19 protein-coding genes and 2 pseudogenes are annotated in these 17,809 nt (G+C 60.9%); 10 read left to right on the forward strand and 11 right to left on the reverse strand.

The window, feature by feature from the left end; all coding sequences use genetic code 11:
* The first annotated feature begins 104 nt into the window (after positions 1–104).
* The 3 genes from ACZ1GS_RS16525 (at position 105) to dxs (ending at position 3,344) form a co-directional block, all read left to right on the forward strand.
* Positions 105–533: a MerC domain-containing protein gene (locus ACZ1GS_RS16525; RefSeq protein WP_472696263.1), complete on the forward strand. Its 429-nt coding sequence runs from the start codon at positions 105–107 to the stop codon at positions 531–533.
* 312 nt (positions 534–845) lie between these two features.
* The gene (locus tag ACZ1GS_RS16530) at positions 846–1,304 is read left to right on the forward strand and encodes a Fur family transcriptional regulator (protein WP_472696264.1); all 459 of its coding nucleotides are present in this window, start codon (positions 846–848) and stop codon (positions 1,302–1,304) included.
* A 111-nt stretch (positions 1,305–1,415) separates the two neighbouring features.
* A complete protein-coding gene (gene dxs, locus ACZ1GS_RS16535) occupies positions 1,416–3,344 on the forward strand; it encodes a 1-deoxy-D-xylulose-5-phosphate synthase (RefSeq protein ID WP_472696265.1) in 1,929 nt (642 codons plus the stop codon).
* A gap of 417 nt (positions 3,345–3,761) precedes the next feature.
* Here the strand turns inward: dxs and ACZ1GS_RS16540 are convergent, their stop codons facing one another.
* Positions 3,762–6,113, reverse strand: a complete 2,352-nt coding sequence (locus tag ACZ1GS_RS16540; protein ID WP_472696266.1) for a S8 family peptidase — start codon at positions 6,111–6,113, stop codon at positions 3,762–3,764.
* 108 nt (positions 6,114–6,221) lie between these two features.
* Between ACZ1GS_RS16540 and ACZ1GS_RS16545 the strand changes: the two genes are divergently transcribed.
* The 4 genes and pseudogenes from ACZ1GS_RS16545 (at position 6,222) to ACZ1GS_RS16560 (ending at position 9,195) form a co-directional block, all read left to right on the forward strand.
* Positions 6,222–6,905, forward strand: coding sequence for a pyrimidine 5'-nucleotidase (locus ACZ1GS_RS16545; protein WP_472696267.1), 684 nt, complete (start codon positions 6,222–6,224; stop codon positions 6,903–6,905).
* Positions 6,902–7,738, forward strand: coding sequence for a 2,3,4,5-tetrahydropyridine-2,6-dicarboxylate N-succinyltransferase (dapD, locus tag ACZ1GS_RS16550; RefSeq protein ID WP_472696268.1), 837 nt, complete (start codon positions 6,902–6,904; stop codon positions 7,736–7,738). Before ACZ1GS_RS16545 ends, dapD begins: the two co-directional genes overlap by 4 nt.
* A 104-nt stretch (positions 7,739–7,842) precedes the next feature.
* Positions 7,843–8,025 (forward strand): annotated as a pseudogene (locus tag ACZ1GS_RS16555) (carotenoid oxygenase family protein); the annotation flags it as partial.
* 121 nt (positions 8,026–8,146) lie between these two features.
* A pseudogene (locus ACZ1GS_RS16560) lies at positions 8,147–9,195 on the forward strand (carotenoid oxygenase family protein).
* A gap of 90 nt (positions 9,196–9,285) precedes the next feature.
* On the opposite strand, the gene ACZ1GS_RS16565 reads toward ACZ1GS_RS16560, so the two are convergent.
* Together ACZ1GS_RS16565 and ruvB are read right to left on the reverse strand one after the other, a co-directional pair.
* A complete protein-coding gene (locus ACZ1GS_RS16565) occupies positions 9,286–9,591 on the reverse strand; it encodes a hypothetical protein (protein WP_472696269.1) in 306 nt (101 codons plus the stop codon).
* A 101-nt stretch (positions 9,592–9,692) separates the two neighbouring features.
* The gene (gene ruvB, locus ACZ1GS_RS16570) at positions 9,693–10,742 is read right to left on the reverse strand and encodes a Holliday junction branch migration DNA helicase RuvB (RefSeq protein WP_472696270.1); all 1,050 of its coding nucleotides are present in this window, start codon (positions 10,740–10,742) and stop codon (positions 9,693–9,695) included.
* Between the two features lie 43 nt (positions 10,743–10,785).
* Between ruvB and ACZ1GS_RS16575 the strand changes: the two genes are divergently transcribed.
* The gene (locus ACZ1GS_RS16575; RefSeq protein ID WP_472696271.1) at positions 10,786–11,100 is read left to right on the forward strand and encodes a GIY-YIG nuclease family protein; all 315 of its coding nucleotides are present in this window, start codon (positions 10,786–10,788) and stop codon (positions 11,098–11,100) included.
* A 154-nt stretch (positions 11,101–11,254) separates the two neighbouring features.
* Here the strand turns inward: ACZ1GS_RS16575 and ACZ1GS_RS16580 are convergent, their stop codons facing one another.
* From ACZ1GS_RS16580 to ACZ1GS_RS16595, 4 genes are all read right to left on the reverse strand, one after another.
* Positions 11,255–11,647: a hypothetical protein gene (locus ACZ1GS_RS16580; protein ID WP_472696272.1), complete on the reverse strand. Its 393-nt coding sequence runs from the start codon at positions 11,645–11,647 to the stop codon at positions 11,255–11,257.
* A gap of 56 nt (positions 11,648–11,703) precedes the next feature.
* Positions 11,704–12,309, reverse strand: coding sequence for a Holliday junction branch migration protein RuvA (ruvA, locus tag ACZ1GS_RS16585; protein ID WP_472696273.1), 606 nt, complete (start codon positions 12,307–12,309; stop codon positions 11,704–11,706).
* Between the two features lie 143 nt (positions 12,310–12,452).
* Positions 12,453–12,923, reverse strand: coding sequence for a crossover junction endodeoxyribonuclease RuvC (gene ruvC / locus ACZ1GS_RS16590; RefSeq protein WP_472696274.1), 471 nt, complete (start codon positions 12,921–12,923; stop codon positions 12,453–12,455).
* A gap of 100 nt (positions 12,924–13,023) precedes the next feature.
* Positions 13,024–13,767, reverse strand: coding sequence for a YebC/PmpR family DNA-binding transcriptional regulator (locus ACZ1GS_RS16595; protein ID WP_472696275.1), 744 nt, complete (start codon positions 13,765–13,767; stop codon positions 13,024–13,026).
* Between the two features lie 46 nt (positions 13,768–13,813).
* Between ACZ1GS_RS16595 and ACZ1GS_RS16600 the strand changes: the two genes are divergently transcribed.
* Positions 13,814–14,581 (forward strand): CPBP family glutamic-type intramembrane protease, encoded by a 768-nt coding sequence (locus ACZ1GS_RS16600; protein ID WP_472696276.1) that lies wholly within the window; start codon positions 13,814–13,816, stop codon positions 14,579–14,581.
* On the opposite strand, the gene ACZ1GS_RS16605 is transcribed toward ACZ1GS_RS16600, so the two are convergent.
* Genes ACZ1GS_RS16605 through ACZ1GS_RS16615 form a run of 3 tightly spaced genes read right to left on the reverse strand, consistent with a single transcriptional unit; the run spans position 14,578 to position 15,547 of the window.
* On the reverse strand, positions 14,578–14,898 hold the full coding sequence (locus ACZ1GS_RS16605; RefSeq protein WP_472696277.1) for a heavy metal-binding domain-containing protein: 321 nt from the start codon (positions 14,896–14,898) through the stop codon (positions 14,578–14,580). The genes ACZ1GS_RS16600 and ACZ1GS_RS16605 overlap by 4 nt on opposite strands.
* Positions 14,899–14,940: 42 nt before the next feature.
* A complete protein-coding gene (locus ACZ1GS_RS16610) occupies positions 14,941–15,183 on the reverse strand; it encodes a DUF2312 domain-containing protein (RefSeq protein ID WP_074203789.1) in 243 nt (80 codons plus the stop codon).
* A gap of 55 nt (positions 15,184–15,238) precedes the next feature.
* Complete coding sequence (locus ACZ1GS_RS16615; RefSeq protein ID WP_472696278.1) at positions 15,239–15,547, reverse strand: DUF1244 domain-containing protein; 309 nt, start codon at positions 15,545–15,547, stop codon at positions 15,239–15,241.
* A 101-nt stretch (positions 15,548–15,648) separates the two neighbouring features.
* On the opposite strand from ACZ1GS_RS16615, the gene pyk reads away from it, so the two are divergent.
* Positions 15,649–17,100, forward strand: a complete 1,452-nt coding sequence (pyk, locus tag ACZ1GS_RS16620) for a pyruvate kinase (protein WP_472696279.1) — start codon at positions 15,649–15,651, stop codon at positions 17,098–17,100.
* A 13-nt stretch (positions 17,101–17,113) separates the two neighbouring features.
* Here pyk and ACZ1GS_RS16625 read toward each other — a convergent pair whose 3' ends face one another.
* A complete protein-coding gene (locus tag ACZ1GS_RS16625) occupies positions 17,114–17,809 on the reverse strand; it encodes a TetR/AcrR family transcriptional regulator (RefSeq protein ID WP_472696280.1) in 696 nt (231 codons plus the stop codon).

The following is a 17,809-nucleotide window of genomic DNA, read 5'->3' on the forward strand; positions in this document are numbered from 1 at the left end:
GAGGCAAGACTTGCCCGCGCCGCCGGCCATCGTTCGCCGATCATTAATATAAAATGATATGTTGTATCTTAACACGGACGCCCCTATATTTCCGGCTCAATGCAATGATCGAAAGTAACCGAGTCGTGTTTACGACAGCCAATTTGTGGAACAAAGACGGCCTTATGGGCAAAGACGGATTTTGGGACCGGGTCGCGGTTCTGATCTCTGGCCTGTGTCTGGTGCATTGTATCTCGACCATGGTGTTTGTCGCCTTGCTGTCGTCCGCCGCCGGGGCGTTGCTTGATCCGATCGTCCATGAAGTGGGCATCGGCATCGCGATTGCGCTGGGCCTGTTCACGCTCGGCCGCGGGGTCATGGATCATGGCTATATCATGCCGGCAGCGATTGGCGGCCTTGGCCTGGGCATGATGCTGGGCGCGCTGACGCTCGGCCATGATGGCAGTCATGGTGGCGCGGAAATCCTGTACACAATGCTCGGCGTGGGCGTCCTGGCCCTCGGCCACGACCTCAACTACCGCGCAACGCATTAAATCATACCTCAAACGCCGGGCGCGGGCATCCGCCCGCTTGGCTATCGCGCCAATAAGGCGCGGCGGCCGGTCAGCCTTGCCTCCGCTGCGCTCGGATGTATAACCTCAAGCTGGATACCAATCCGACGCATCGCGTCGGCAAGCGCGACCGCGCGACCGAGCTTATGCGAGGAAAGCCAAGCGGGCGGATGCCCGCACCCGGCGCCTGAGGTTAAATAAAAACTCCCTCTTCCCTTTCCTCCTCCTGCTCTTCCACCACACCACAAAATCCCTTCTCTTGCCCTCTCGGCCCAACATCCCTAAATTACATCTATGGGAAAACATGATCATCACGAGCATCACGGCGAGTCTCTGGCAGACGCCGCGCGACAGAATCTCGAAGCGGCGGGCGAGAAATGGACCGACACACGGGCAGCGATATTTGAGGCCCTTTCGGGATTTTCGCGGCCGGCTTCGGCCTATGATATCGCCGAACTGGTCTCCACCGCGCGCGGAAAACGGGTGGCGCCGAACAGTGTCTACCGCATTCTCGATCTGTTCGTGGACAAGAATCTCGCGATGCGCGTCGAAAGCGCCAATGCCTATCTCGCCAACAGCCATCCCGGCTGCGAGCATGATTGCATGTTCCTCGTCTGCGATACCTGCGGCGAGGCCACCCATATTGACGATGACGAAATGTCGGCCAAGGTCCGCTCGGTCGCAACCGAACAGGGCTTTAACTCCATTCGTCCGGTAATCGAGGTCCGCGGCATCTGTCAGAAATGCAGCTGAAACGGCCTGCATCGTCAGCCTGCATTCAGACAAAAACTGGTTTGAACAGACGATCGGCATTCGACATCCCCGGGAAATGGGGCTAATGCTGGTGTCAAACAGGGAGTAACTATGTCCGGCCCGAATACACCGCTTCTGGATACCGTATCTGAACCAGCGGACCTGCGAAAATTAAAGCCGGAACAATTGCGGCAATTTGCCGATGAACTGCGCGCTGAAGTGATCGATACCGTGTCGGTAACCGGTGGCCATCTCGGCGCCGGGCTGGGCGTGGTCGAACTGACCGCTGCCATCCACTATGTCTTCAACACGCCCGAAGATCGGCTGGTCTGGGATGTTGGCCACCAATGCTATCCGCACAAGATTCTCACCGGACGGCGCGATCGTATCCGCACCCTGCGGCAAGGCGGCGGCCTGTCCGGCTTCACCAAGCGCAGCGAAAGCGAATATGATCCGTTCGGTGCGGCGCATAGTTCGACGTCGATCAGCGCGGCGCTCGGCTTTGCGGTCGCCAACAAACTGAACGACAAGCCCGGCCGCGGCATTGCGGTGATCGGCGACGGTGCGATGAGCGCCGGCATGGCCTATGAAGCGATGAACAATGCCGAGACCGCCGGCAACCGGCTGGTCGTCATTCTCAACGACAATGACATGTCGATTGCGCCGCCAGTTGGCGGTCTGTCCGCTTATCTCGCGCGGATCGTGTCCTCCCGCGAATTTCTCGGCATCCGGCAGCTGGCCCGCCGAATTGCACGGAAACTGCCCAAATCGCTCCACGATGCGGCCCGCAAAACGGATGAATATGCCCGCGGCATGACGATGGGCGGCACGCTGTTCGAAGAGCTTGGCTTCTATTATGTCGGCCCGATTGACGGCCATAATATGGAGCATTTGATACCGATTCTGGAAAATGTCCGGGATGCGGCCGAAGGGCCCTGCCTGATCCATGTCGTCACCGAAAAGGGCAAGGGCTACAAGCCGGCCGAAGAAGCGGCGGACAAATATCACGGCGTCGCGAAGTTCGATGTCGTCTCCGGCAAGCAGGACAAGGGCCCCGGCGGCGGACCGCCGGCCTATCAGAATGTTTTCGGCGAAACGCTGGCCAAGCTGGCCGAAACCGACTCCCGGATCTGCGCCATTACCGCGGCGATGCCGTCGGGCACCGGCGTCGACAAATTTGCCAAGGCCCATCCCGACAAGGCCTTTGATGTCGGGATTGCGGAGCAGCATGGGGTGACCTTTGCCGCCGGTCTCGCTGCCCAGGGCATGCGCCCGTTTTGCGCAATTTATTCGACCTTTTTGCAGCGCGCCTATGATCAGGTCGTCCATGATGTTGCGATCCAGAATCTGCCGGTCCGCTTTGCGATTGATCGCGCCGGTCTGGTCGGCGCCGACGGCAGCACCCATGCCGGCAGCTTTGACATAACCTATCTGGCCACGCTGCCCAACATGGTGGTCATGGCCGCATCCGACGAAGCCGAACTGGCGCATATGACCTATACCGCTGCGCAATATGACAAGGGCCCGATCGCCTTCCGCTATCCGCGCGGCAACGGCACCGGTGTTCCGATTCCCGAACAGCTCGAAGCGCTCGAAATCGGCAAGGGCCGGATCGTCCGCGAAGGCAGCAAGGTGGCCATCCTCTCGCTTGGCGCACGTCTTGGCGAAGCGATGAAGGCGGCCGATCGGCTCGATGCCAAGGGCCTGAGCACGACGGTTGCCGACCTGCGTTTTGCCAAGCCGCTCGATGAAGATCTGATCCGCAAGCTGCTGACCACCCATGAAGTCGCGGTCACGGTCGAGGAAGCGTCCGTCGGCGGTCTCGGCGCGCATGTGCTGACCTTGGCATCGGACACCGGCCTGACCGACGCGGGCTTGAAAATCCGCACCATGCGGCTGCCGGACGAATTTCAGGATCAGGACAAGCCCGAATTGCAATATGCCGCCGCCGGTCTCGATGCCGACGGTATTGTCGATACGGTGCTGAAGGCGCTGCGCCACAACAGCGCGAGCGTGGAAGAAACCGGAGCGCGGGCGTAGGTTTTTTTACCTCAGGCGCCGGGCGGCGACATCCGTCGCCTTGGCTTTCCTCCCCCGGATCAAGTCCGGGGTCGGACGCGCGGTCGCGCTTGCCGACGCGATGCGTCGGTTTGGTGTTTTCGTTGGCGTGAGTGGCTGGCGGGGGATGGATTCTTTTTTAACCTCAGGCGCCGGGCGCGGGCATCCGCCCGCTTGGCTATCCTCGCATAAGCTCGGGCGCGCGGTCGCGCTTGCCTCGCTTCGCTCGGTAGACCAACTGGCCGTTGGCCACCAAACCGACGCTTAGCGGAGACAAGGCCGACTGGCCGCCGCGCCTTATTGGCGCGTAGCCAAGGCGATGAATGTCGCCGCCCGGCGCCTGAGGTCCAAAAAACTCTCCTCCCGGCGCCTGACGTCCAAAATTCCTCTCAAACCCCCCTAAAATTGCAGTTGAAACCGCACCGCCGCGCCGAAATCATCCGGGAGCGTTTCGAAATGTCCCGGTTCCTGGCGCCAGAACAGGTTGGTGTTGAGATATCCGCCCCATAAGGGCGTGGCATAGGCCATTTCGCTGACCAGTTCCCGGCCACGCGGGGCGAGGTTCAGTCGGCGCTGGCCGAAGCTGGTCTGCAACGTCTGATAGTCATAGCCCACCGGCAGATCGAGCGTCAGGCCGCCCGAAGATACGCGCAGCGGCTGAGCAAAGCGAAACGCGATCTGGTCGGTGCTGTGGAACAGGCCCGCCTTGACCAGATCCGCCGCGAAGGCGGTGCTCTGCAAGGTGCCGCCGGCCACCAGACCGGTCCGGTCGGCTTGCGTCCAGCCCTGGCGCCAGCTTGCGCCAATCCGCCAACCACCGCCCATGTCGACCGCGGCCCGCCCGTCGACAAACAGGCTGCGCGCGCCGCTTGCACCGATAAATCCGGCAAAGCGCGACCCCAGCAGGCTCTCGTCTTCCTGCAGCCAGCTCGCCGCAACCTGCAGCGCGGCCGGGCCGATCTGGCGATCCAGCGCCAGACCCACCGTGCTGAACCGGTTGCGATCGCTATCGTCGCGCAGAATATTGTCGAGCAGATTGGACGGATCGGCGGCGGCATCGGCAACACCGCTTTCGGCATAGGCAGTCAGGCCAAAGCCAACGATGCTCCGCCGCAAGGCGAGGGCGCCGTCGGTGCGGCTGTCAAAGCCGCGTTCTTTTGCGGGACTGGGGGCGACCAGAAAGGCGGGCGTCGAAGCGCCCTGCACCTGGGCCACCAGTCCGCTGGCGCTGCGCTGAAAGCCGAAGGCCACCTGCATGTCGGGCGCAACCCGCGACACCACCGTCGCGGCCAGCAGGCGCGCCTGACGCGCATTCGGTTCGGACAGTGCAAGATTGTCGTTGCGCAGCCCGCCAAGCCGGTTGCGACGCGTGTCTTCGGCTATATTGACGGATATTTGCAATCCTGCGCGCGACGCGCGCATATTCCGCTGGTTGCCGCTCAACGCCCCGGTGAGCTGATAGCGCGGGGCCGCGACCTGCAGATCATGCGCCAGATTCAACGCAAAGGCGCGATCAAAGCCATCGAGGATCACCGCACCGACATTCTGACCGCGCAGGGCGGAATCGCCCATCGCCACCGATGTCTGGCCGGTTGATCCGAGCGGATCGATCGCAATGCTGGTCCCGGCAACCCGGCTCTGGCCCTGGGGCTGGAAGGCCGCGGCAATATCGAGAATGCCATGGCCGTAAACGCTATCGACGCCCGCCGCGCCGGCATCTTCTGCGCTGGAAAATAACAGCTGGACGATCTCGGCGCCGGTCAAATTGGGAAAAGCCTGCGCCAGCAGCGCAGCCGCGCCCGAGATTTGCGGTGCGGAAAAGGAGGTGCCCGACCACAGAAACGGCGTGCCAGTCTGGTCATCGGCGCGGACGCGTTCGCCGAGCGCGGTCAAGAAGGAGGCAGACTGGGTTCCGGCGCGGTTGCTGAACGAGGAAATCGTGCCAGCCGCGCCAACCGAACCGGCCAGAATGACCAGGCCGTTGCCATTGCCGGCAATGCCCGATGCAAAGCCGTCGGGAGAGGCCGCGCCATCATTGCCCGCCGAGACGACGACGATCACGCCGGCTGCGGTGGCATTGGCAATCGCGTTGCGCGTCTGGCTGCTGAGATCGGGACCGCCGAGCGAGATATTGATCACCCGCGCACCCGAGGTCCGCGCCTGGTTGATCGCGGCGGAAATTGCCGAGCTGCCATGGCTACACCCGTCATCATCCGGGTCGTCAGGGTCGTCGAGACCGCAAGACCCCGGTGTGTCGGTTCGCAGCACCAGAATATCCGTGTCAAACGCAATGCCGTGAGTCGCATTGTCATTTTTGCTGCCCGCCGCCACCGAGGTGACCGCCGAGCCATGGCCGCCCTCGTCAGACAGGCCGCGATTGCCTGCAAAATCATCGCTGTCGGGATGAATCCGGCCGGTAAATTCCGAACTGGCCGCATTGATCCCGCTATCGATCACGCCGAGGATGATGCCTGCCCCGGTCGCGCCGGAATCATAAGCCGTCAGCGCACCATGTTGCTGCGGCCCGTCGGACCCGGCAAATTCTGCTGTGTTATAAGGACCGGGGGTGGTTCCCGGCGTCGGTGTCGGGGTTGGTGTCGGGGTGGGGGTCGGCGTAGGCGTAGGCGTAGGTGTCGGCGTGGGCGTCGAGGCGGTTCTGCCCCCACCGCCGCCGCAAGCAGACAACAGGGCCAGGGCCGCCAAGGACCCCGTCCATAGTGATATTCTGCCAAGCCCGCGACCGTGCTTCATAGATCTGCTTCCCCGTAACCCTGCCAGCCTTACGGTATAGCCGGTTACCTTCAGCTTAACAGCGATCAATGCTTGCCGGAACCCGGCCAAGTGACTAGGCGAACAGCCATGCCGCCAGAATTTTCCCATATCGACCACTGGATATTCGACCTCGACAATGTGCTCTATCCGGCCGAATGCGACCTGTTTTCGCTGATTGATGTGAAAATGGGCGAATTTATCCAGCAGGCGCTGGACTGCGATGCGGTCGAAGCGCGCACCGTCCAGAAACGCTATTTCCATGACCATGGCACCACGCTGGCCGGGCTGATGCACCATCACGGCACCGAGCCGCAGGCGTTTCTCGACTATGTCCACGATATCGACATGAGTCGCCTCGCACCGGCGCCGGACCTGCAGGCCGCGATCCGCGATCTGCCGGGCGAGAAACTGGTGTTTACCAATGGCGACCGCGCCTATGCCGAGCGCGTATTGGGCCATCGCGGGCTCGGCGAGACGTTCGGACAGATCCATGATGTGCTGGCGACCGGACTGATCCCGAAACCGGAAAAAGCCGCTTATGACAGCCTGGTTTCCGCAACCGGCATCAACCCCGAGCGCGCGCTTTTCGTCGAAGACATGGCGCGCAATTTGCTTCCGGCGAAAGAATTGGGCATGACCACGATCTGGGTCAATACCGGATCGGAATGGGGCGCGCGCGATCACCATCCGGACTTTATCGATCACGAGATCCGCGATCTGGAAAGCTGGATCACGGCACTAACAGGGAATAAGGACACCGCACCATCATGACCGCCACTTTGATATCCGCCATCGACGCCGCCTGGGAAAAACGGGAATCGCTCAGCATTACCAGCCAGGGACCGGAACGAGAAGCGGTCGAAGCCGCGCTGGCCGGACTCGACAATGGCAGCTTGCGGGTCGCCGAGAAACAGGGCGATGCGTGGGTGGTCAATCAATGGCTTAAGAAAGCGGTGCTGCTGTCCTTCCGGCTCAATGACAATCAGGTGATCGAAGGGCCTGGCGGTGCCAATCACTGGGACAAGGTCCCGACCAAATTTGCCGGCTGGGGCGAGAATCGCTTCCGCGAAGCCGGCTTTCGCGCCGTGCCCGGTGCGGTGGTTCGCCATGGCGCGCATATCGGTCGTAACACTGTCCTGATGCCCAGCTTTGTCAATATCGGCGCCTATGTCGATGAAGGCACAATGGTCGACACCTGGGCGACGGTCGGCAGCTGCGCGCAGATCGGCAAGAATGTCCATATCTCGGGCGGTGCCGGCATTGGCGGTGTGCTCGAGCCGCTGCAGGCCGGACCGGTAATCATCGAGGATGGCGCATTTATCGGCGCCCGCAGCGAAGTCGCGGAAGGGGTCCGCATCGGCGAAGGCGCGGTGCTTTCAATGGGCGTCTATCTCGGCGCCTCAACCAAGATTATCGACCGCGTCACCGGCAAGGTCTTTATCGGCGAAGTGCCGCCTTATGCCGTCGTGGTGCCCGGCTCGACCCCACCCAAGGCCAATATTGACGGCGTGCCGGGACCCTCGCTCTATTGCGCGGTCATCGTGAAGACGGTCGACGCACAGACTCGCTCGAAAACCGGCATCAACGAATTGCTGCGCGACTGATGGCGAGCCGGGCGAAGGATTATAAGGTCACGCTGGGGGCCAATGACCACCCCTATCGCACCGGCGCCTGGACACCGAATTTCGAAGAAGTCACCGCGGATTCGATGACCGTCATCGGGACGATACCCGATGATATTGATGGGCTTTACGTCCGCAACACCGAAAATCCGCTCCATGACAGTCTCGGCCGCTATCATCCGTTTGACGGCGACGGCATGATCCACACGCTGCGGATCCAGGACGGCAAAGCGGTCTATCGCAACCGCTTCGTGCGCACCGCCGGTTTTGCCGCCGAACAGGAAGAAGGCGGACCGCTCTGGGCCGGAATCATGGGCAAGCCGGGCGAGATCGAAACGGCCCGGCTGGGGCGCGCATGGCGCGGTCAAGGACAGCAGCTCGACCGATGTCGTGGTCCATGCCGGCAAGATCCTCTCGACCTTTTACCAGTGCGGCGAAGGCTATCAGCTCGACCCGGACACGCTGGACACGCTCGGCACCGCCGACTGGGTGCCCGAAGACGGCATTTCCGCGCATCCCAAGCTGGACGAGAAAACCGGCGAATTGCTGTTTTTCAACTATAGCATCAAGCCGCCCTTCCTCCATTACGGCGTCGTCGGCCCGGACGACCAGCTCGCCCATTTCATCCCGGTGCCGCTGCCCGGCCCGCGCCTGCCGCATGACATGGCTTTTTCCGAACATTACGCGATTTTCAACGACTGTCCGATGTTCTGGAAAGAGGATCTGCTCGATCATGGCCTGCGCATTCCGGCCTATCATCCCGATATGCCGACCCGGTTCGGGATCCTCCGCGGCGCGGCCAGTCCGAGGATATCCAGTGGTTCAATGCGAAGCCGACTTATGTCCTGCACTGGGCCAATGCCTTTGAAGAGGGCGATGAACTGGTGCTCGACGGCTATTTCCAGAACCAGCCGGTGCCGCCGCCGCTGACCGATTTCCCCGCCGGCTATGAAAGCATGGGTGCGAGCATCGACCTGCACAGCTTTCAGCCCGAACTGCACCGCTGGCGCTTCAATCTCAAAACCGGCGAGACCCGCGAGGAAACCCTGTTCGACGCCTATCCGGTCGAGTTTGGCATGTTCAATCCGCAAGTCGCCGGCCAGCCCTATCGCTATGTCTATAGCGTGACCGGCGAGCCCGGCTGGTTCCTGTTCAACGGCCTGGTCAAACATGATCTCGAAACCGGTACGGCGGAGCGCTATGATTTCGGCGACCAGCGCTTTGGATCCGAAGCCCCGTTCATCCCGCGCCAAAACCCGCAGTCCGAAGATGACGGCTATCTGATCAGCTTCATCACCGACATGAAGCAGGACCGCAGCGAGTGCATCATCGTCGATGCGCAGAATATCACTGCCGGCCCGGTCTGCACGATCATCCTGCCCCACCGCATCTGCAGCGGCACCCACGCCACCTGGGCAGACGCGGCGCAGATTGGCTAGGCGTTGCGCGAGGCGCAGACGGGGCGCTGAGATTGGCCAACCATCCACGGGTTCTCGCGATCTTTGGTCGGCTGCCAAGCCGATGGCATCCTACGGGTCGGGCATTGATATCGCCGGATTCACCGGCGGGTCTTCGTCCGTTATCCCGCCGCAAATACAGAAATTCTCTGCACAGGCACCACTTTGTTCAATGATCGTGCGGGATTTTTGCACGGTCGGCCTTTGATCGGAACAGGCGGGCTTGAAGTCGATATAGGCGAAGCGTTGGTGCCGGGCGATATGCAAAAGGGCAGTCCTCGCCTGGTCGGGCGCCAGAATCGCGCCATTCAACATCAGGTCGCCGCTTTGACTGGAGTCCACGACATGCTCGATATTGTGATGCGGTGGTTTCATCATCTCCGCCGGGTGCCATTTGATTTGCGATACGCGCGTCGGAGATTCTGGTCCGCTGCAGGACGTCAGCCATATGCTTATCGCCACAACGACAAAACCACGGATCATTCAAAAAGATCGCCATCCACTTCTTTACCGGCAGGCGGCTTCAAGCCGAGATGGCTCCACCCCCGATCATTGAGCGCGCGGCCGCGGGCGGTGCGGGCGACCAGGCCGAGCTGAATCAGATAAGGCTCGATCACTTCCTCGATCGTGTCGCGCGGTTCGCTGAGCCCGGCGGCCAGCGTTTCGACGCCGACCGGCCCGCCTTTGTAGATATCCGCAATCATGTGCAGATAGCGACGGTCCATCGCGTCGAGGCCGATGCTGTCGACCTCCAGCCGGGTCAGCGAGGCGTCGGCGGTTTCCCGGTCGACCGTGGCGGTGCCGGACACATTGGCAAAATCGCGCACCCGGCGCAGCAGCCGGCCGGCGATGCGCGGGGTGCCGCGCGCGCGGCGGGCGACTTCGGTGGCGCCATCGGGCGCGATCCCGAGATCGAGCAATTTGGCCGCGCGGTGGACGACTTTTTCGAGCTCCTCGACGCTGTAGAAATTGAGCCGCACCGGAATCCCGAACCGGTCGCGCAGCGGCGTGGTCAGCAAGCCCTGCCGCGTCGTCGCGCCGATCAGGGTGAATTGCGGCAAATCGATCCGCACGCTGCGCGCCGACGGGCCTTCGCCGATAATCAGGTCGAGCGCGCGGTCTTCCATCGCCGGATAGAGCACTTCCTCGACCACCGGATTGAGCCGGTGAATCTCGTCGATGAACAGCACATCGCCTTCCTCGAGATTCGTCAGCAGCGCCGCGAGGTCGCCGGATTTGGCGATAACCGGCCCGGATGTCGCGCGAAAACCGACACCGAGTTCGCGGGCAATAATCTGCGCGAGCGTGGTCTTGCCCAGCCCCGGCGGGCCAAAAAACAGCGTATGGTCGAGCGCCTCGCTGCGGCTTTTCGCGGCTTCGATAAACACCCGCAAATTCGCCCGCGCCGCTTCCTGCCCGATAAATTCGTCAAGCGATTTGGGCCGCAAGGCGGCGTCGATGTCTTCCGGTTGCCGTTTCGGGCTGAGATTAGACTTATCATTCACGGCCAAGCGCCCCGTTTTCGTCATCCTGAACTTGTTTCAGGATCCATGGTGATCCTACTATCGGATCATGCAGGAAGCCAGGCAACCTTGCGTCTATACATTGGCAAGCAAGCCTTACGGCACATTGTATATTGGCGTGACGTCCGATCTGATCAAACGTCTTCATCAGCACCGCAACAATCTTGCGCCCGGTTACACATCCAAATATGCCGTTTACAATCTCGTTCGATTTGAGCGGTTCGATACCATGACATGCGCGATCGCTCGCGAGAAACAACTGAAAAACTGGCGCCGTCAGTGGAAGATCAATCTGATCGAAACGGACAATCCGCAATGGGTCGATTTGGCGGTGAATCTGGGTTTGCCGCCGATGAGAAACTGAAGCTTTTGTTCCATGCTTTGAACGATAATTTGATCCGTCATGCTGAACTTGTTTCAGCATCCATCGCGAGACACGCACGCCCTGCGCAATCCGGGACATGGATCCTGAAACAAGTTCAGGATGACGATGGTGTGATATGAGGGACGCGTGGCGGTCAGGATCGGTCATTCAGAAAACTCAGTATCAAGGGTGTGACCCTATCGCTTGAAAAATAGTAAGGATCACCTCCAAACAAATCAACAATCCAATCCAGCCAACTCCTCTCAAAAACGTCACCCACGAACCTGTTGGATGCTTGCGAACCTAAATCTGCCTTGATTGCGAGATACCCCACATTCCGACCAATTGAGGTGCAAGATGAAAAATCAGCAGGGCTTACCCAAATGGCGGTCTGTTCCAATTCTGGTGGTCCTTCCAAAACACGAATCCGCACGTCCCAAGACTGAGCTGGGCGTTCCATCACTCTTGCCTTTATGACCGTTGAATCCGATGACGTCTCTGAAGGTTTTGTTTTGTAGATCATTGCCTGAGGAACAGGTTCCGCCATGCAGGCCAACGCTGGTGATGAAACCAAGCAAACAACCAAGAATAGCAACGCAGACTTCACTTCGCCGCCTTTTTCAGCGCCAGCCGCACGAGCGCATCCAGGGTCACGCCCTCGCCGGCCTCGGCATCGGCCGCGGCCACTGCCGCACTGGCCTCCGCCGGTTTGAAGCCGAGATTCTGCAGCGCGCTGACCGCGTCGGCGCTGTTGCTCGATGGCGCGTGGATCGCCCCGCCGCTGCCGGCAATCGGGTCGGTGGCAATGCCGCCAACCTTGTCCTTCAGCTCGTTGACAATGCGCAGCGCCAGTTTCGGGCCGACGCCGTTGGCGCGCGCGACCATCGCCTTGTCGCCGGTGGCGACGGCGCGGGAAATTTCGGCGGTTTCGAGCGCCGAGAGAATCGCCAGCGCGACCTTGCCGCCGACGCCCTGGACCGAGATCAGCAGCCGGAACCAGTCGCGCTCCGACCCGCTGGCAAAACCCATCAGGCGCATGTCGGTCTCGCTGACCTGCATTTCGGTATAGATGGTCGCACCATCGCCCACCCCGCCAATCGCGGTGATCGTGCGCGACGAGGCAAAGACCAGATAGCCGACGCCATTGACGTCGAGCACGATATTGTCCGTGCCGATTTCGTCGATCGTACCGGTGAGTTTTGCAATCATTGGGTTCTATCTGGCCTTTTCGTCATGCTAAACGTGATTCAGCATCCAGGGCGTCAATATGCAAGCGTTTCGTGTGATTGCCTGGATCCTGAATCACGTTCAGGATGACGGAATGTGGAAAAACACCGGCCGAGAATGGAACATCAGCGCCCGCGGTGATGCGCGTGGGTGATCGCCACCGCCAGCGCATCGGCGGCATCGGCACCGGCCAGCTTGACGCCGGGGAGCAGGATCTTGATCATCGCCTGGACCTGGTCCTTGTCGGCCTGACCAACACCGACTACCGCTTTTTTCACCGCCCGGGCGGCATATTCGCCAACCTCGAGACCGGTGCGGGACGCGCCGAGCAGCACGACGCCACGGGCCTGGCCGAGTTTCAGCGTGCTTTGCGGATTGCTGTTCACAAAAACCTCCTCGACCGCGCAAGCCTCGGGTTGGTGATTGGCCATCAGATCGGAAAGCGCGAGGTCCAGCGTCAGCAGGCGGCTGGCGAGCGGCATTTTGGGGTCGGTCCGGATCTGGCCATTGGCGATATGCGACAGCCGGTTGCCTTGCGACCGGATCACGCCCCAGCCAGTGGTGCCGAGACCGGGATCGAGACCAAGGATGATCAATTCCCCGCTCCTGCTTGCGGAAGGGGAAGGGGGTGGGAATTAAGGGTGCGTTCGGACTGGCCCACCCCTAACCCCTCCCGCGAGCGGGAGGGGAATGTGCTCACCCCAGTTTCTCCATGATCTCGTCGGACACATCATAATTGCCCCAGACCGTCTGGACGTCGTCATCCTCTTCGAGCAGGTCGATCAGATTGAGCAGGGTTTCGGCCTGTTCCTGATTCACTTCGACCTGCACCGAGGGGCGCCAGGCCAGCTTGACATTTTCCGCCTCGCCGAGCGCTTTTTCCAGCGCGCCGGAGACTTCATGCAGGTCTTCCATCGCGGTCCAGATTTCGTGGCCGTCATCATCCGAAGCGATATCTTCCGCACCGGCTTCCATCGCCGCCTCGAGAACCTTGTCCTCGCTGCCGGCGGCGGCGGGATATTGAATATAGCCAACCCGGTCAAAGCCATGGCTCACCGATCCGGATTCGCCGAGATTGCCGCCATTGCGCGACATGATCGTGCGGACATTGGTGAACGTGCGATTGGTATTGTCGGTCAGCGTTTCGATGATCAGCGACACGCCGCCGGGGCCAAAGCCTTCATAGCGGACTTCGTTATAGTCATCGCCTTCATTGGCCGACGCCTTGTCGATCGCCCGCTGGATATTGTCCTTCGGCATGGAGACCGCCTTGGCGTTGTTCACCGCCAGGCGCAGGCGCGGGTTCATGTCGGGGTCGGGCATGCCCGATTTCGCCGCGACCGTGATCTCGCGGGACAGTTTCGAAAAGGCCGCCGCGCGTTTCTTGTCCTGCGCGCCCTTGCGGTGTTTGATATTTGCAAATTTACTATGGCCTGCCATATGATTCGTCCGTACCTGAATTGTTATTATTGAGGCTCTTTGCCGCATGTTCGAACCCAACTCAACCATTGGATGGGCCGCTGGCCGCCTGAACGCAACCATCGGCGATCTCTTCGCCTTTCTGCGCGCGCCGAAACTGCCGGAAAAAGGCGCACAAAAGACCGGGAAGCCCAGTGATCTCCTCTGGCTGTTCGTGGTCAACTGCCTGATCGTGGCGGCCATGGCGATGGTGCTGTTTCCGATCATGCTGGCCTTTGATGTCGCCATGTCAAACAGCATGGCCAATCTGTTCGAGCGCCCGGTCTGGCAGCTGCTGCTGATCGTCGTGATCGCCGGACCGATCATCGAAGAGCTGATGTTCCGCTCGTGGCTCAGCGGTTCGCCGCGGCTGCTGATCCCCTTGTCCGGTGTCCTGCTGTGGATGGGGCTGACCTACAGCTATGAGCAATGGGGCTGGGCGGGGCCCGCGGCGATGGGCACGGCGCAGCTGCTGGCGGTAATTGCCGGCGCGGTTCTGATCGCGGTGATCGTCTTGTGGAAACGGCCGGTGCCGGACTGGTATGTGCGGATTTTCCCGCTGGTCTTCTGGGCCCAGGCGCTGCTCTTTGGTTCGGTGCATCTGTTCAACTATGCCGGTGACAATCCGTTGGCCTTGCTGCCCTTTGTGCTGCCGCAGACGGTCGGCGGGCTGATCTGGGGCTATGCCCGGATCCGCCATGGCTGGTGGGCCAATATTGCCCTGCACATGGCCTATAACCTGATCGCGACCAGCGGCCTGGTCTATGTCCTGCTGACCCAGCCGGATCTGCTCTAATCGATCACCACGGCGGTGCCCGAGGCGGAGACCATCAGCATCGAACCCTTGTCGCCGACGACCTCATAGTCAAGATCCACGCCGACCACGGCATTGCCACCGAGCTTCGCCGCTTCGGCCTGCATTTCCTGCAGCGCCTCGTCACGCGCCCGCTTGAGCACATTTTCATATTTGCCCGACCGACCGCCGACAATGTCGGTGATGCTGGCGAACAGATCGCGGAACAGATTCGCTCCGACGATCACCTCGCCGATCACGATCCCGCGATAGTCGCGGATGGTGCGGCCTTCAATCGAAGGGGTGGTTGTTACAATCATTGCTATTCTCCCGCCTGTTTGGACCGGAGCCTAGCCGATCGATCACGCCAGACCAAGCGCCGACTTATAGGTGTCGAGGATCGCTTCCATTTCCTGGCGGTCATGGGTTTCCATTTTGCGCAAGCGGACGATCTGACGCATGATCTTGGCATCATAGCCCTGGGATTTGGCTTCGGAATAGACATCGCGAATATCGTCAGCAATGCCCTTTTTCTCTTCTTCCAGCCGCTCGATACGTTCAATGAACAGACGCAACTGGTCTGCGGCAACATTGCCTTCGCTCATAAATTCAGTCCTCGGTTTATCTGTGAAATGGGTTTTTGGATTCGATCGGGGGTCTTTAGGACGGGTCGGCGTTTTTGGCTACGCTTTCCTTCATCTTTTGTAGCCGTTCCGGTGTTGCTTCGGTCTGGAAGTTTTTCTTCCACGCCGACGTCGGCATGCCGTGGATCGCCTGGCGCGCTTCATCCTTGGTCATGGCGCCGCCGGCGGCGTTGGTGGCTTCCATCACCCAGTCCGCAAGACAATTGCGGCAAAAGCCGGCAAGCCCCATCAGGTCGATATTTTCGGCATCATGGCGATGCTGCAAATGGGTCACCAGACGGCGAAAGGCGGCAGCGGCGGCGGCGTCGGAAATTTGTTCTGTCATAAGATCGGCTTTCGTTGCTTTTTGTTTTGATCCTGTCATGATTCGCCAGTAACACCCGCCTTAACGGTCTCTGCACCGAAGCGAACAAACAGGAAAATGGCATGGCATCGCATATGTTCTCCCGCGACCGCAAAGTAAAGGTGCTCGCGACCCTCGGACCTGCCAGCGGCAGTCCGGAAATGATCGCAAAAATGTTCGAGGCCGGCGTTGATGCGTTTCGCATGAACATGAGCCATGGCGAACATGCCGCCCATGCGGAAAATGTCAAATCGATCCGCGCGCTGGAAAAGAAAGTCGGCCGGCCGATCACGATATTGGCCGATTTGCAGGGTCCAAAATTGCGCATCGGGACCTTTGCCAAAGGGCCGATCATGCTCAAGGCGGGAGACAAGTTCACGCTCGATAACCAGAAGAAAAAAGGCGACAGCAAACGGGTCACTCTGCCGCACAAGGAAATATTGCAGACTCTGGAGCCGGGGCAGATATTGCTGCTCGATGATGGCAAAATCCGCTTGCGCGTGATCGCCAGCGCAGATCTCGAGATCACCACCGAAGTGATGACCGGCGGACAGCTGTCCGATCGCAAGGGCGTCAATGTCCCCGAAGTGGTGATCCCGGTCAGCGCACTCACCAACAAGGACCGCCGCGACCTCACCTTCGCGCTCGAGCAGGAGGTCGACTGGATCGCGCTGAGCTTTGTCCAGCGCCCCGAGGATGTCGCCGAAGCCCGAACGCTGATCGATGGCAAGGCGGCGCTGCTCGCCAAGATCGAAAAGCCCGCGGCGATTGAACGGCTCGACGAAATTCTCGAACTGTCCGATGCGGTGATGGTCGCGCGCGGTGATCTGGGCGTCGAGCTGCGGCCGGAACATGTTCCGCCGCTGCAAAAGGAAATTGTCTCCAAAGCGCGCAAGCTGGGCCGACCGGTGGTGGTCGCCACCCAGATGCTGGAATCGATGATCACCTCGCCAACGCCAACCCGCGCGGAAGTCTCGGACGTCGCCACGGCCATTTATGACGGCGCAGATGCGATCATGCTGTCGGCGGAATCGGCCGTCGGCGATTGGCCGATCGAGGCCGCCACGATGATGGACCGGATCGCGGCGCGGGTCGAGAGCGATCCGTCCTATGCCAAGCGGGTCCATTTCACCGAGACATTGCCGGACGAAACCACCGCCGATGCATTGGCCGCCGCTAGCTATAATATCGCGCGGACGGTCAAGACATCTGCGATTGTCTGTTTCACCACGTCCGGATCCACCGCCCGCCGCATGGCGCGTGAACGCCCCTCGGTGCCGCTGCTGGTGCTGACCCCGGATCGCCGCACCGCACGCCGGGTCGGGCTATTATGGGGCGCGCATGCCGTGGTCACCCGCGATGTCAGCAATTTTGAGGAAATGATCGCCAAGGCCAAACGCATGGCGTTGCGCCACAAGCTCGGCAAGGCGGGCTCGCGTCTGATCGTCTGCGCCGGGGTGCCGTTTGGAACACCGGGATCGACCAATTTGCTGCACGTCGTGCGGCTGACTGGCAACGAACTGAAACGCGGCTAGACTGGCCCCGAGATCAGCGCGCCAGTTTCTCGAGCTGGTTCGCGGCGGTCACCAGCCGTTCGGTCACTGCGGCGAGATCATCACCGGTTGCGCGGGGGCTGGGCTCTGGCGTCAGCGTATCGGCCAGCACCCGCATCATGCTCGCAACCGCGACCGCGCAATCATCCGGTTTATCATGCAGCGCAATGGTGCGCGCGGCATATTCCAGCGTCCCGTAAAACAGGTCGCGCATGAACCAGCGTTCGGCATCGGGCCGAAATTCTCCGCGATCAACTCCGCGCGTGTAGAGCCGGTCAAAAATCCCGGCATAGGCGCGCTTTGACGCGTGGATCGCATGCTCACCCGCGGCGCTGCTGCCCGCAAGAGCGACGCTGAGTTCGATCAGCGGCCGGTCCCTGATCATGATCGCCATGTGATAATCGGCCAGCGCGTGTAGCCCGTCCATCGCGCTTTCACAGCTGGCGATGGCGCGGTGAGCGCCTTGGGTCAGTTCCGCCCAGTGCGCGCCGCTGATCGCATGGAGCAGCGCTTCCTTGTTGCGGAAATAGAGATAAAGCGTCCCTTCGGCGACATCGGCGGTGCGCGCGATTTCGGACATCCGGGTGCCCTCGACGCCCTTGTCGAGAAAGATCCGCCGCGCCGCCGCGATAATCTTGGATTCCTTTTCGGCAACGCGTTCCTGCTTGGTCTTGGCGGCTTGACTGGCCAT

The sequence above is a fragment of the Parasphingorhabdus sp. W113 genome (genome assembly GCF_055693205.1).

What these genes read in the sequence shown, in the direction of transcription:
- ACZ1GS_RS16615 (WP_472696278.1), bottom strand. Translation starts at nt 15,547, where the DNA reads ATGACAGAACAAATTTCCGACGCCGCCGCCGCTGCCGCCTTTCGCCGT.
- ACZ1GS_RS16580 (WP_472696272.1), bottom strand. Translation starts at nt 11,647, where the DNA reads ATGGCGGAACCTGTTCCTCAGGCAATGATCTACAAAACAAAACCTTCA.
- ACZ1GS_RS16525 (WP_472696263.1), top strand. Translation starts at nt 105, where the DNA reads ATGATCGAAAGTAACCGAGTCGTGTTTACGACAGCCAATTTGTGGAAC.
- ACZ1GS_RS16575 (WP_472696271.1), top strand. Translation starts at nt 10,786, where the DNA reads ATGCAGGAAGCCAGGCAACCTTGCGTCTATACATTGGCAAGCAAGCCT.
- ACZ1GS_RS16625 (WP_472696280.1), bottom strand. Translation starts at nt 17,809, where the DNA reads ATGGCCAGTCAAGCCGCCAAGACCAAGCAGGAACGCGTTGCCGAAAAG.
- pyk (WP_472696279.1), top strand. Translation starts at nt 15,649, where the DNA reads ATGGCATCGCATATGTTCTCCCGCGACCGCAAAGTAAAGGTGCTCGCG.
- ACZ1GS_RS16530 (WP_472696264.1), top strand. Translation starts at nt 846, where the DNA reads ATGGGAAAACATGATCATCACGAGCATCACGGCGAGTCTCTGGCAGAC.
- ruvA (WP_472696273.1), bottom strand. Translation starts at nt 12,309, where the DNA reads ATGATTGCAAAACTCACCGGTACGATCGACGAAATCGGCACGGACAAT.
- dapD (WP_472696268.1), top strand. Translation starts at nt 6,902, where the DNA reads ATGACCGCCACTTTGATATCCGCCATCGACGCCGCCTGGGAAAAACGG.
- ACZ1GS_RS16605 (WP_472696277.1), bottom strand. Translation starts at nt 14,898, where the DNA reads ATGATTGTAACAACCACCCCTTCGATTGAAGGCCGCACCATCCGCGAC.
- dxs (WP_472696265.1), top strand. Translation starts at nt 1,416, where the DNA reads ATGTCCGGCCCGAATACACCGCTTCTGGATACCGTATCTGAACCAGCG.
- ACZ1GS_RS16565 (WP_472696269.1), bottom strand. Translation starts at nt 9,591, where the DNA reads ATGATGAAACCACCGCATCACAATATCGAGCATGTCGTGGACTCCAGT.
- ACZ1GS_RS16600 (WP_472696276.1), top strand. Translation starts at nt 13,814, where the DNA reads ATGTTCGAACCCAACTCAACCATTGGATGGGCCGCTGGCCGCCTGAAC.
- ACZ1GS_RS16610 (WP_074203789.1), bottom strand. Translation starts at nt 15,183, where the DNA reads ATGAGCGAAGGCAATGTTGCCGCAGACCAGTTGCGTCTGTTCATTGAA.
- ACZ1GS_RS16540 (WP_472696266.1), bottom strand. Translation starts at nt 6,113, where the DNA reads ATGAAGCACGGTCGCGGGCTTGGCAGAATATCACTATGGACGGGGTCC.
- ACZ1GS_RS16545 (WP_472696267.1), top strand. Translation starts at nt 6,222, where the DNA reads ATGCCGCCAGAATTTTCCCATATCGACCACTGGATATTCGACCTCGAC.
- ACZ1GS_RS16595 (WP_472696275.1), bottom strand. Translation starts at nt 13,767, where the DNA reads ATGGCAGGCCATAGTAAATTTGCAAATATCAAACACCGCAAGGGCGCG.
- ruvB (WP_472696270.1), bottom strand. Translation starts at nt 10,742, where the DNA reads ATGACGAAAACGGGGCGCTTGGCCGTGAATGATAAGTCTAATCTCAGC.